We start from the raw sequence: 12,979 nt of genomic DNA, 5'->3' as shown, positions 1-12,979 counted from the left end.
TGGCAGAACTTGCGAAGAGCCATTCATGGTGGCACGATGTCAAGGGAGACAGCATTATGCGCCAGGCTGTAATGGTCGATATAGCACAAAGCTACCAGAGATATACCCGCAGGAAAGTCTTGATCATTGCCCTTCTGACCCTGTTGAGCGTTTTACTTGGCGTTTACGCTATCAACGCCGGTTCAGCCGAGCTGACCCCGGGCCAGGTGCTGCTGACCCTCCTAGGCCAGGTAGAAGGCCGGTCCCAGGTGATTATTTGGCATATCCGGCTGCCCCGGGTGCTGGCGGCCTTAACCGCCGGGGCGGGCCTGGCCGTAGCCGGCTGCGTGATGCAAAACATCCTTCGCAACCCCCTGGCCTCGCCATTTACCCTGGGGGTTTCCCAGGGGGCGGCTTTCGGCGCCGCCGTGGCCATCCTGACCCTGGGGGCGGGCAGCACCAGCCGTACCGGCGCCGACGCGGTGCTCATCAACAATCCTTACCTGGTGACTTCCTTCGCCTTCCAGGGCGCCCTGGCGGCCACCCTGGTCATCCTTTTGCTATCCCGCTATAAAGGGGTATCGCCGGAAGCCATGGTCCTGGCCGGGGTGGCCCTGGGCTCCCTTTTTTCCGCCGGAACCATCATCCTGCAGTATTTTGCCAGTGACGTGCAGGTAGCGGCCATGGTCTTCTGGACCTTTGGTGATATCGGCAGAGCCTCCTGGCGCGACCTGGGGATCATGGCCGCGGTGACCGGTGCCGGCCTGCTCTACTTTATGGCTAACCGGTGGAATTACAACGCTCTGGACAGCGGCGCGGAAACGGCGAAGGGGTTAGGCGTCAGCGTGGCAAGGATCAGGTTGACGGGGATGTTCGTTGCCTCTTTAATCACCGCCGCCCTGGTTGCCTTCCTGGGCATCATCGGTTTTATCGGCCTGGTCGGCCCCCATCTGATGCGGCGGGTTATCGGCGACGACCACCGCTTTTTAATCCCGGCGGCCGGCGTCATGGGCGGGCTGTTGCTCCTGGCCGCCGATACCCTGGCCCGGACTGTTATGAAGCCGGTGGTACTGCCGGTGGGCGCTATTACCTCCTTTATGGGCGCCCCTCTCTTCCTCTATCTTCTCTCCAGGGGGGACAACCGGCGATGATCCTGGCCATAGACGGGGTGGAATTCAGCTATAACAGTCACGCTGTTTTGCAGGACATAGAATTTACCCTCGCCCGGGGCGAGTTTCTGGCCATCCTGGGCAACAACGGCGCCGGCAAATCCACCCTCCTCAAATGCCTGAATAAGATCCTGAAACCCCGGCGGGGGACGATCCTGATTGCCGGAGAGAACATCTTGAAGCTCAACCAGTTAGAAGTGGCCCGCCGGATAGGATACGTGGCCCAGCGGTACGAAAGCGGCCGGGTTACCGTCTTTGACGCCGTGCTTTTAGGCCGCAAACCCCATATTAAATGGGATGTCACCCCTGCGGATTTGGAAATTGTATACCGTATTTTACATCTTTTGGGTCTAGAGGAATTTTCTTTACGCTATCTTGATGAACTGAGCGGTGGGGAGCAGCAAAAGGTGATTATCGCCCGGGCCCTGGCCCAGGAACCGGGGGTTCTGCTCCTGGATGAACCCACCAGCAACCTGGACTTAAAAAACCAGTTGGAGGTTTTACGCACTGTCCAAAACGCCGTCAGGGAACAAAACCTGGCGGCCGTGGTGGTCATGCACGACATCAACCTGGCCTTACGTTTCGCCGATAAGTTTTTGCTCTTGAAAAACAGCACTATCTTCGCCTGCGGGGGGCTGGAGGTCATGACGCCGGCGAACCTGGCCGCTGTTTACGGTGTACCGGTCGTCGTGGCCAGAATGCAAGGTGTCCCGGTGGTTGTGCCGCTGTAAAAAAATTAATTCTGTCTGGCAATCAAAAGGATGCAATCTTAGATGTTCTTGAGTGTTAAGGATACTAAAAGTGGCGCTGTGCTAGCGCCACTTTTTTAGCGGGCAGGTTTTCTGCGGATTGGCCAGGTTTCGTCAGGCCAGGACCAGCTCGGCGAAAGGTGTTTGCTGCTGGATGGCGGTTGCCAGGTAGTCCATGGTTTCCCGCACCCGGACCTGGGGTTGGCCCTGAACCAGGGCTCCCAGGGTTATCCCGTTTTCCCGGCCATAAGCCACCCGGACCGTCAGGTCACCGGTCACTACAGTGGAGATAGAAGCAAATGGCGGCTCCACCATCCTGGCCTCCAGGGCCAGGTCTTTCACCAGGCCCACGGCACCCAGGGCCAGGTCCCCGATGGCGACGGCGAACCTGGCGACAGCGTTCTCCCAGCGGCGCTGGAGGGTAAAGAGGTTGGCGGCAGCCACCCGCGCTTCCTGGCCGGCCATGCGGGCCTGCCGGGGAAGGGGAACACCTGGAACTGCCAGGGAACGGGGAGCGGCGCAGTCACCGGCAGCAAAGATGGCGGCATCACTGGTCCGCAGATAGTCATCCACCAGGATACCGGCCTGGGCGTCCATTTCCAGGCCAGCCTGCCGGGCTAAATCGGTACGGGGTAGAGCACCGTTAGCCAGGATAACAACATCAGCGGGTAAAGTCAGGCCGTTGCTGAGCTTTACCTGTTCCACCCTGTCACGTCCCAGAAATTCGGCCACGCCGGCAGCGGTGATAATCTCCACGCCCTGCTGGCGAAGTTTTTCTTCTGCCAGCTCGCAAAACTCATGGTTGAAGACCCGGGCCAGGCAACGTGGTAGCAGCTCCACCAGGGTAATACGCTGTTGGGGCCTGGCGCTACAGGCTAGGGCCATTTCAACGCCGTTGAGGCCTCCACCGACAATGACCAGGTTTCTGGCCTCGGCTAGGCGCTGCTGCATTTCTTTAAGGTGGGGCAATTCTTTTTTAAGGACAAAAATACCCGGCAGGTGGGCCCCTTTAAGGGGAAGGGGGGACGGAGAGGAACCGGTTGCCAGGATCATTTTTTCATAGCTTATTTCTTCCCCGCAGGCTGTTGTGACGCACTGGTTCCGGCGGTCAATGGCTACCACGCCATCGATTACCAGATTAACACTCGCCTGATGGAGCCACGCGTCGCTTAAGACATATCTATCCAGCGTTCCGGCGGCACTGGCGTAAGCCAGGCCCCAGGGGATCAGCGCCCGGACCTCTCTGCGCACCAGGGTAACCTTTTTATCATAGTAATATCGTCGGGCGGCCAGGGCCGCCGTATGGCCGGCAATACCCCCACCGACAACCAGGATATCCGTACGTTGCATACCAGTACACCCCTTTCTGCTTTTTAAAAAGCCTTAAAGTCGCCCATCCAGTTTACAGATTCTTCACTAGGGTTTTCCTCTCACCCTGGATCTTGTTAACGTGGTCTGGGAGGGTGGCAAAAGTTAAAGGAGGTTTGCTGCCGTCTTACCCTCCATCTTTGTTAACCCCCGGCGGCCACAGGCGTAGCCGGGGCGGTGATTTATACGTTAACCCTGAACGCAGAAGAACCAATAGAAGATAAGAAATTATGCTGTATGGTGGCAATTCTGGGGCTCGTATTGAATCCCGGTTTTTACAAAGCTTTCCCTGCCGGGCAGATGATCGGTATCCGTCCCTGGTCGGGGATAGGGGGAGGGAGGCGTAAAATCTTGATCATGCCGGCGTCAAAACCGATTTCGTCCAGTATCTGCCGGGCCCGGCGCCAGGCCTGCTCCTGGCACGGCATGGGGTCGGGGTGAGAGGGCTTGCTACCATAGTTCCGGGCCGGCCGGAAGTGGCACTGGCCCTCGACACAGCCCGTCAATACGATTTGCCTGGCCCCGGCCTCGACAGCCTGCAGTACCTCCAGAGTACCGATCCGGCTTAAACAGGGTACCTGCAATACGGAGACGTCATCTTGGCAGTCAATCCCGGCGGCATTTTCAAAGTTGGCATAAGCGCAGTAACTACAGGTGAAGATAACGGTACCCGCCTCCTCAGGCGTCCTGTTTAGGGTTTGGAGTGCGGCAGCTACTTCGGCCTGGCTATAGCTCGCCAGGGTAATGGCCCCGGCTGGGCAGGCGACTACGCAGGCACCGCAGCCCTGGCAGAGGAGGGGGTCGATATGGGAACGGTGATCCTTGATGGCCGGGGCGCCGTGGGGGCATACGCGCACGCAGGTGAGGCAGGCGGCGCAGGCGCCTTCGACCCTGGCGACCGGGTGGGTAACTGTGTAGCTCTCCCGGGCCAGGATGGCCGCCTTGCCGGCTGCGGCCCGGGCCGAGGCTATGGTTTCCTCCAGGTTCTTGGGCCCTGCCGCCAGGCCGCAGGTCAAGACGCCGGGTACCGGCGTTTCCACGGGTTTTAATTTGGGGTTGCTGGTGGCAAAAAAGCCATGATCATCCAGGGGCACCTGGAACAGGGAGGCCAGCTGCGCAGTGTCCGCCCGTGGTTCCATGCCGGTGGCCAAGACCAGCAGGTCGGCGTTTATAATAACTTCCTCACCAAGGATAGAATCATAGGCCCGTACCTGCACCTTGCGCCTGGTTCCCGTGCCTGCCGCGGTAGCAGTTACCCGAGGCGGGTTTTCCGGCTGGTAGCGCAGAAAGAGGACGCCTTGGGAACGGGCGGCCGTGTACCACTCTTCCTGAAGACCGTAGGTCATGATATCCCGGTTGAGGACGTAGATTTGGACCGCCGGGTTGATCTTCTTGAGTTCCAGGGCGTTTTTAATAGTCTCACTGCAACAGGTACGGCTGCAATAGGGGTGATCGGCATCGCGGGAATGGACACACTGGATGAATACCACCTGCTCCAGGCCGGCCAGCCTGGCGGGGTTTTTAAGCAGGTCTTCCAACTCCAATCCGGTCACTACAGCCGGGTGCTGGTCGTAAAGGTACTGCTGCGGCTTCTTTTCCCCGGCGCCTGTCGCCAGGATGGTAACGCCGTGGCCGATGATTTCCCTCCTTTCACCGGCAATCTCAATCTCCGTCCGGAAGCCGCCCGGGTGGCCGGCCGTGGTTATGATTTTAGCGTCGAGGTGGAGATGGATATAGGGGTGTTGCGTAAGGCGCCGGTCGAGCCCTTTCAGGTAGGCCTGTACATCGGCGCCGGTCAGGGTATGACCCAAACGACGGCCGTGGCCGCCCAGCCGTCTTTCTTTTTCTACCAGGTGTACCTCATAACCCAGGTCGCCCAGGGTAAGGGCGGCAACCATGCCGGCTATCCCGCCGCCGATTACCAGGGCGGCCGGTGTTAACGTGAGCTTTTCTTCTCCCTGCGAAGTAGCAACGTTTAAACTAGCTAGCGCCATGCGTACCAGGTCCCGGGCCTTTCGGGTGGCAAGTTCGGGATGGCTGGTGTAAAGCCGGACTGCATGATCCAGGAGGTTAACTACCTTATAAATAGACATCTCGGCAAGACCCGCCCGGACCAGGTATCCCCTGAGGACCGGTTCCAGGGCGCGGGCGCTACAAGCCGCCACTACCACGCGGTTCACCCCGGAGGCGGTAATAGCCCGTCGCAGTTCCGCATCGGCGTCCGGGCCGCAGAGGGATAACTTCTGTACCCTGGCTACGCCAGGCAGAGTACGGCAGTATTCCTCCAACTCATCTAAGTCCAGGCCGGCGGCCAGCTGGTCGCAGGTGCAGATAAATATACCTACCCGGATACTAGAGGTTGGAGGTGAGGGGTTGGATGTGGAAAGCTGGTAAGAACCGGCCAAAGCCAGTTCCCGATTAGAACCTAACGTACTGCCCTTTGCATCCTCTGTTGGTTTCCCTAGCGTGGTATAAAGGTTTGCCTTGGGAGACGATTCTTTGTCTTGCAGCCAGGCAGCACAGGTGGCGGCTGCCGCTGAACCCTGGGTGACGGCGTCGATAACATCGCAGGGGCCGTTGAAGGCGCCGGCGACGAAGATGCCGGGACGCGACGTAGAAGCCGGGACCAGGGCGGGCGTCAAACAGAAGCCGGCCGGGTCCAGTTCAATCCCCAGGGCGGCGGCCAGTTCCTGGGCGCCATCAGGAGGTCTTAAGCCCGTAGCCAGCACCGCCAGGTCAAACTCCTCCACCCTGGCCGGGCCGTCTTCCAGAGCGTAACGAATGGTAAGGCGAGGATTTGCCGGCGTCTGGATAATACTATGAATGCGGGAGCGGACCAGTTGCAGGCCATACTCCTGCCGCGCCCGGGACAAGTAATCCTCGTAAGCCTGGCCGTAAGTACGCAGGTCCATATAGAAAAGGGTTATTTCCGGCAGGGGTAGATTCTGGGCGGCTGCCGCTTCATAGAGCATCAAGGCTTCCTTGAGGGCATACATGCAGCAGACGGCCGAACAATAAGCCACCCCGTGGGCCGGGTCGCGGGAGCCGGCGCACTGGATAAAAGCCACCCGCTGCACCGGGGTGTTGTCTCCCGGGCGCTGCGGGTAGCCGCTGGCCGCCAGGCGCTGCTCCAGTTCCAGGCCGGTCACTACACCCGGGTAGCGCCCGTAACCATAGCGATCAGGGAGGCTGGGGGGCAGGAATTCTTCGTAGCCGGGGCAGAGGATAATTGCTGCAATTTTTAACTCTTCCTCCCGGCCCTCCCGGAAAAGGTGCAGGGTGAAACCTCCGGCCTCCCCCGTTAACTTTCGTACTTCAACGTCGGTAAGAAGGGTAATGTTATCCTCCCTGGCCTGCTTGATGAAATGTGGCGAACGGATGCAAAAGAAGCTGTCCGGCGGCGTTATAGCGCAGGCACTGCAATCATTCGTGGGAAACGTCTTGGGTAGGAGAGATAGTTTGCCCCCCGGCCGGATGGCGCGTTCCAAAAGGAACACCCGGTGGCCTAGGCGGGTTAGATCCAGGGCCGCCTGGACCCCGGCGATACCGGCTCCCAGCACTGCTACAGGCAATGTTGTGTTTAGCATTATGAAGCTGTCACTCCTTACCCTCGATAACTAAAGCATCAGCAACCAGTTCGACCAGATTCTTAATTTTAACCTTGAGATGGTAGTGAAGGCAGAGGTCGTTTAGCTGATCATAGCAGTTATGGCAGGGGGTGGCGACGATGGCGGCCCCGGTGCGTTGGATCTGCTCAACCTTAACTTGGCCTTTAGCCATCCTTTCCTGGCCGAATTCGCTTAAAGAGAGCATGCCGCCACCGCCGCCGCAGCAGTAATTGTTCTCGCGGTTGGGCGTCATTTCGACAAAATTGGCTACTGCTGCCCGCAGTACCCGGCGCGGCTCTTCAAAGATGCCCTCTTTCCGGCCCAGGTTGCAGGGGTCATGATAGGTTACCAGTTCGCTGTTGCGGGAAGGGTCCAGGTGGATGCGGCCGGAAGCCAGGTACTCATCCATCAGTTGGACTATACTGCGGACGGGGAAGGGTAGTTTATGTCCAAGCCATTGTTCCGGCCCCCAGCGGATGGAGCGGAAGGCGTGGCCGCACTCGGTCATGATCAGCTCCTGACATCCCAGGCGTTCAACTTCATCCGCCAGGCGTTGCACCAGGATACCCCCGGCTTTATCGTCGCCGGAAAAAAGGGCATAGTTGGTCGCGTCCCAGGACCGGCTGGAGAAGGTCCAGCTCTCGCCGGCAGCGTGGAATACTTTAGCCGCCGCCAGGATGCAAAGGGGGAAGAACTTCACTTCCCGCGGGTTGAGGACGTACATTACCCGGGCGCCTTTTTGGTCGACTGGTATCCTGGCTTCTGGGCCAAACTCCGCCTGGAGTTCTTCCTGCATCCAGTCCAGGGTGTCCAGGTAATCCTCCTGGCTGATGCCCATATTGTTGCCGGATTCGATAGCCAGGTCGACCACCTTTTGCAGGTTTTCCGGCACCCGGCCTTCTTCCGCCAGTTGGGTACGCAGGGCCCGGACCAGGTCGCCCATGTTCACACCCGCCGGACAATAAATGGTACAGCGGCCGCACATGGTGCAGAGCCAGAGCATATCCGCCCCTAAGACTTTATCCTCCATCCCCCACAAGAGCTGGCGGACAATCTTGCGGGGGTCGACGGGGGCGCCGATAGCACCGGTAGGGCAGCCGCCGCTACAGACGCCGCAGGAGAGGCAGGATTGTAAAGTGGCTTCTCCCAGGGCGCTAACTATTTTTTCTTGTAATTTTTGATAATAGGGCGACAGGGCAGGTACTTCCATGGGCAGCGAAACGGACATAAGAGGTTCCTCCTGTATGAGATAGATGTGATGGAGAGTGGGAAGTAATATTGTCAATCAACCATCACGACGGACGGCAATATTTGTTTTTTCTTTGCCAGCAGGGGCGCCCCTCCGGCGGTTCCACGGCCACGGGACCCCCACCCCGGCATTCTCCGTCCTGCCAGCAGGGGTAAAGGTTCAGGTGATTCGGGAGGGAGGTGAGGGTACAGGTCCGGTTATCCAGAAGACGTTTAATAAACATCAAGCGTTGCAGATCCAGTTCCGAGTAGCAACGGCGGCCGTTTTTGCGTTTGGGAACGACCAGGCCTCTTTCTTCCCAGCGTCGCAGGCGGCCGGGTGAAATATTTAAAACTTGGATAACCATACCGATGGGATACATTGGCCACCCTTCACTCCACTTAATATTGTTTTCACTTACATCATAATTCCTACACCATATGATGTCAATAAACATGTAAAAAATTTTACAAGAAACCTATATGATTCTATGAAGGCATGTTCTTAAGGAAAATCAGCAAAACCTTGATGTTCCATGACAGGATAACGTAAAATGATAACGTCAAATAAAAATCATGACGGACGTATTAGTAAGTTAAATACCTAGCCCCACAGGGTGGCACTAGCAAAAAATAAAAGCAGAAGCGATGGCCATTTAGTCCAGCACTAACTCAAAAGGCCATAATTGGCTATATGAAACCTTTAAACCTTTTTCAAGGCAGGCGATTTTCCGTGACGGAACAAATGTTATATCCTATCAGCGTTGTCGCCGATTTATTGGGCATCCAGCCGAGTACTTTGCGGGTCTGGGAGCGGCATAAGCTAATCCAGCCCGCCCGTAAAAATGGGCGTCGCCTATACTCCAACAATGACCTGAAGCGCTTACGCTTTATTCAAAAACTCATTGATAAAGGTTTCAATTTAAATTCCCTGAAACACTACCTGGCCTTTTATCCCTGCTGGCTTTACGAGGATTGCCCGGCCTGTTCCCATAAAACCGAGCGTATCGGCTGCGCCAAGCCCTGCTGGAAGGAAGAGGGGACTTACTGCCAGATCTCCTTTGACGATCCCTCCCTTTGTTACAAATGCCCCTACAGGGAGGGGGAAAAAAATAAGCTTCACCGGCGAATATCTGTAAGGCTCGATAACATACCCGTCGGCTATGTTCACTACTCACTACTATCAGTCAAATTATAACAAAAAGGAATATGAAATATAAAGGATATTCCCGGTTCGTCGCGAACATCTAATTATTTGGGAGAGGCTACCCCCGGTAGGCCGTTTATTATCACCAGCCATAGAGCGGGAATGCCTCGTATATCTAATATGCAAAGGAGTTGATCCCCTTGAGCGACGCGTACCGGGAAATGTGGCGGGAACTGGATATGGATTTGGAGAAACACGATATTTTCCTGGGAGCCCTGCCGGCGGCCTTTAGTGAGGTTTTCCTGCAGCAGGAGAATCGGCCGGCTGGGATGGCCTATTTCGATAATACCCTCGCCGAGGCCCACGGCGGCCGCATCCAGGAAATCATGGCCGGGAAAAAGGCTGGACGGCTGGTGGCCGGAACCTTCTGTGTCTTTGCACCGGAGGAGCTGGTCCTGGCCGTGGACGGTATCAGCATTGGCCTCTGCGGCGGCGCCCAGTTTACCGTTCCTACCGGGGAGCAGGTATTGCCCCGCAACCTGTGCCCGCTGATCAAATCGGCTATGGGCTTTAAGCTGGATCGTATCTGCCCATATTTCCAGGCCGTCGACTTTCTCATCGGCGAGACTACCTGCGACGGCAAAAAGAAGACCTGGGAAATCCTCAATGAGTATGTACCGACCTATGTTATGGAGCTACCCCAGAAAAAAGGTGCGGCTGACCTGGCCCTCTGGGAAGGAGAGATTAACCGCCTTAAGGAAGAGATCGAGCGTCGCTCCGGCCAGGAAATCACCGCGGCCAGGTTAGCGGTCGGGATTAAAAAGGCCAACGCCCGCCGGGCTGCCCTGGCGCGTCTCTACCGGGCCCGCCAGGCCGATCCAGCCCCTATCAGCGGAAAGGACGCCCTGCTTATCTCCCAGTTAGCTTTTTTTGACGACCCGGATCGCTTTACCGCCCAAGTAAATGCCCTCTGTGACGAGCTGGAGGAACATATTGCCAGGGGTGAGGGTATTGCCAGGAAAGGGGCGCCGCGCCTTCTGGTCACCGGTACGCCCATGGCCTTGCCTTACTGGAAGCTGCACCACCTGGTCGAGACGGCCGGAGCGGTGATCGTCGGCGAAGAAACCTGCACCGGAACCCGGTATTTCGCCGGCCCGGTGGCGGAAGATGGCCAGTCCGTAGAGGCACAGGTGCAAAACCTGGCCCGGCGGCTGACAGCCATCAACTGCGCCTGCTTCACGCCCAACAAAGATCGGGTGGAGGATATCCTGCGCCTGGCAAGGGAAGCCAGGGCCGACGGGGTGATCTATTTCTCCCTCCAGTTCTGCCAGCCCTTTGGCGTTGAAGGCCGGCTGGTGGAAAAGGCCCTCCAGGAAGCGGGTGTGCCGGTACTGCGCCTGGAAAGCGACTACAGCGAAGAAGACGCGGCCCAGCTCAAGACCCGGCTGGAAGCTTTCCTGGAGATGATCACAGCGTAAATGCCAGCAGCGCCGGGAGACGTTGCCACCTGTTGCAGGCAGCGTCATCCCGGCTTCTCCTATGAAGCGCCATCTTAAATATAGGTCCGGGCCGTTAATGCGGCCTATTCCTTGCCCCTGAGCAAGGTGAGGGCGAGGTTCCGTCTCCAGGGCGCTTTTAAAATTGTTCTACCCACACAAGCCAGCTAAGTACCAACCTTTTTGGTAGGATAAATTCAGGCGCAGATAAAAGGGGTGCCAGGTTATGTTAGTAGCAGGCATTGATGTTGGTTCTACTTCGGCGAAAGCCGTACTTTACGATGGCGAGGTTAAAGGTTATACCATCCGACCCACCGGCTGGAGCCCCAGACAGGCGGGGGAGGAAGTACTGGCTGCGGCCCTGGAGCAGATGGACTTCAACCGCCAAGATGTGGCTTATATTATCGGTACCGGCTACGGACGAGTGGCCTTAAACTTTAGCGACCAGGCCGTCACGGAGATTACCTGCCAGGCGCGGGGGATTTATTACCTGATCGGCAGGCCCGGGACCATCATCGATATTGGCGGCCAGGATACCAAGGCGATAACTGTTAATGATCAGGGTAAAGTGGTCGATTTTGTGATGAACGACAAGTGCGCCGCCGGCACCGGCCGCTTCCTGGAAGTAATGGCCACGGCCCTGGGGATGGATGTGGGCGAACTGGGCCGCCTACACGATAGCTCCAGCCCGGTCAATATCAGCAGTATGTGCACCGTTTTTGCCGAATCCGAGGTCATCAGCCTCCTGGCGGCCGGAGCCGCCAGGGAAGAGATTGTCGCCGGCCTGCACCGGGCCGTAGCCCGCCGGGTAAAGTCCATGCTTAAAAATGGAGCTCTGGCGCCAGTGGTTTTTACCGGTGGCGGAGCGAAGAACGAGGGCCTACGCCGCGCCCTTGAGGCCGAGCTGGGGGTAGAGGTGATGGTGCCGGCGGAACCCCGGATTACCGGGGCCCTGGGGGCGGCTCTTATTGCCTGGGAGAGAAGCGGTGGCGCGGGCACGGGTACCTGTTGTTAGCTAAAACGCGATAATTGAAGCTCTCCGGGCTGGCTCCCTGGCCGGGCAGGGTATAGACCTGGAAGCTGGAACGAGTATTGGGGGCCAAAGCTTAGCGGGTACCCTGAACCTGGTTAGGAAGGTAATTCCTAACCGGTATTTTTTTAAATGCGATGTTGACTTATGACCAAAATGGTTTTATACTAATAATGAACATAGGACTGAAAGGAGGGAAGACAAATGCCACGAGGTGATCGGACTGGTCCTTGGGGATTGGGACCACGGAGCGGTCGTGGGGCCGGTTATTGCAACGGTTTCCCTGTACCAGGCTTTTTGAATCCAGCTGTTGGCTTCGGACTGGGCCGGGGCTTAGGTCTGGGTAGGGGCCGCGGTTGGGGTATAGGCCGCATGGTCGGCTATGGCGCTTTCCCACCGGCCGCCGGTTATGGCCCGCTGCCGCCAGCCGGCTGGTGGGGAGCACCCTATGCTGGTGCTGCGCCCTTTCCTGGCGCAGTTCCGCCCCAGGCCGGGGCGCCTGATGTGGAGGCCTTGAAGCAGCAGGCCGCCATACTGGAAAACCAGCTTAAGGCCATCAAGGAGCAATTGAAGACCCGGCGGCAGGATGACCGGGGTCAGGATGCTGCCGGACAGGAAGAAGAAGATCTGTAAGAAACAGGCCGCAAGCCGGGGCCGGGGTGCTTGACCCCGGTCTTTTTTTGGCTGAAAACGGGAAGATTAGCGGAGGGTAAGGATTCATCGGAGGGAACTGAACTGCTGCCTGGATAGGCTAGCGGTAGGAATTTCACTCTGCAAGGCGAAAGAGGATAATCAGGGGGGATTGGTTGGATGGCCGAATATTTTATTGACGCCCTGGGCGAGATGTGCCCGGTGCCCAATATTAAGATCCGGGAGAAGTTAAAGGATCTGGAGGTGGGCGATGCCATTGTCCTGGAAACCGATCATAGCTGTGCCTGCACGACCATTATTAATGAGATGCGCCGCAAAGGTTATAAAACTTCCGTTAAAGAAATCGACAACGGCATCTGGCAATTAACTGTACGGCGGGTGAAATAGGTAGCCGTTGGTCCGAAAGAGGTGGCCTTATTAACAGAAACCCCGGTTGGGGGAACGCAGGAAGTTAATAAAGGCTTTGCCCAGCCTGGACTGGACCCTTTCGCGGTTATAGGCCAGGATTATTTTTTGTTCCAGGGTCAGTTCCTCCAGTTCCAGGGCCAGCAGGGT

11 protein-coding genes are annotated in these 12,979 nt (G+C 57.5%); 7 read left to right on the top strand and 4 right to left on the bottom strand.

The annotated features are described in order from the left end of the window. Positions 1–56 precede the first annotated feature (56 nt). Both SDD30_RS13985 and SDD30_RS13980 read left to right on the top strand, forming a co-directional pair. Complete coding sequence (locus SDD30_RS13985; protein ID WP_434075581.1) at positions 57–1,130, top strand: FecCD family ABC transporter permease; 1,074 nt, start codon at positions 57–59, stop codon at positions 1,128–1,130. After that, positions 1,127–1,879 carry an ABC transporter ATP-binding protein gene (locus SDD30_RS13980; RefSeq protein WP_434075547.1) on the top strand — a complete coding sequence of 251 codons (753 nt, stop codon included), beginning with the start codon at positions 1,127–1,129 and terminating at the stop codon, positions 1,877–1,879. Before SDD30_RS13985 ends, SDD30_RS13980 begins: the two co-directional genes overlap by 4 nt. A 132-nt stretch (positions 1,880–2,011) precedes the next feature. Here SDD30_RS13980 and SDD30_RS13975 read toward each other — a convergent pair whose 3' ends face one another. The 4 genes from SDD30_RS13975 to SDD30_RS13960 form a co-directional block, all read right to left on the bottom strand. Continuing rightward, positions 2,012–3,247: an NAD(P)/FAD-dependent oxidoreductase gene (locus SDD30_RS13975; protein ID WP_434075546.1), complete on the bottom strand. Its 1,236-nt coding sequence runs from the start codon at positions 3,245–3,247 to the stop codon at positions 2,012–2,014. A gap of 293 nt (positions 3,248–3,540) precedes the next feature. Then, on the bottom strand, positions 3,541–6,852 hold the full coding sequence (locus SDD30_RS13970) for an FAD-dependent oxidoreductase (protein ID WP_434075545.1): 3,312 nt from the start codon (positions 6,850–6,852) through the stop codon (positions 3,541–3,543). A 10-nt stretch (positions 6,853–6,862) separates the two neighbouring features. Next, positions 6,863–8,101: a (Fe-S)-binding protein gene (locus SDD30_RS13965; RefSeq protein WP_434075544.1), complete on the bottom strand. Its 1,239-nt coding sequence runs from the start codon at positions 8,099–8,101 to the stop codon at positions 6,863–6,865. Between the two features lie 64 nt (positions 8,102–8,165). Next, the gene (locus SDD30_RS13960; protein WP_434075543.1) at positions 8,166–8,483 is read right to left on the bottom strand and encodes a MerR family transcriptional regulator; all 318 of its coding nucleotides are present in this window, start codon (positions 8,481–8,483) and stop codon (positions 8,166–8,168) included. A 350-nt stretch (positions 8,484–8,833) separates the two neighbouring features. Here SDD30_RS13960 and SDD30_RS13955 point away from each other — a divergent pair, with 350 nt between their 5' ends. From SDD30_RS13955 to SDD30_RS13935, 5 genes are all read left to right on the top strand, one after another. Then, the gene (locus SDD30_RS13955; protein ID WP_434075542.1) at positions 8,834–9,298 is read left to right on the top strand and encodes a MerR family transcriptional regulator; all 465 of its coding nucleotides are present in this window, start codon (positions 8,834–8,836) and stop codon (positions 9,296–9,298) included. A 170-nt stretch (positions 9,299–9,468) separates the two neighbouring features. Beyond that, the gene (locus SDD30_RS13950; RefSeq protein ID WP_434075580.1) at positions 9,469–10,725 is read left to right on the top strand and encodes a double-cubane-cluster-containing anaerobic reductase; all 1,257 of its coding nucleotides are present in this window, start codon (positions 9,469–9,471) and stop codon (positions 10,723–10,725) included. A gap of 244 nt (positions 10,726–10,969) precedes the next feature. Next, positions 10,970–11,758, top strand: a complete 789-nt coding sequence (locus SDD30_RS13945) for an acyl-CoA dehydratase activase (protein WP_434075541.1) — start codon at positions 10,970–10,972, stop codon at positions 11,756–11,758. Positions 11,759–11,977: 219 nt separating this feature from the next. Then, complete coding sequence (locus tag SDD30_RS13940) at positions 11,978–12,406, top strand: DUF5320 domain-containing protein (protein ID WP_434075540.1); 429 nt, start codon at positions 11,978–11,980, stop codon at positions 12,404–12,406. 177 nt (positions 12,407–12,583) lie between these two features. Further along, positions 12,584–12,811, top strand: a complete 228-nt coding sequence (locus SDD30_RS13935; RefSeq protein ID WP_434075539.1) for a sulfurtransferase TusA family protein — start codon at positions 12,584–12,586, stop codon at positions 12,809–12,811. Positions 12,812–12,979 lie beyond the last annotated feature (168 nt).

This window comes from Moorella naiadis (nom. illeg.) (assembly GCF_051020825.1).
In the GTDB taxonomy this organism is placed as follows: Bacteria; Bacillota; DSM-521; order Neomoorellales; family Neomoorellaceae; genus Neomoorella; species Neomoorella naiadis.
This window is presented reverse-complemented; position numbering and strand designations above follow the sequence as displayed.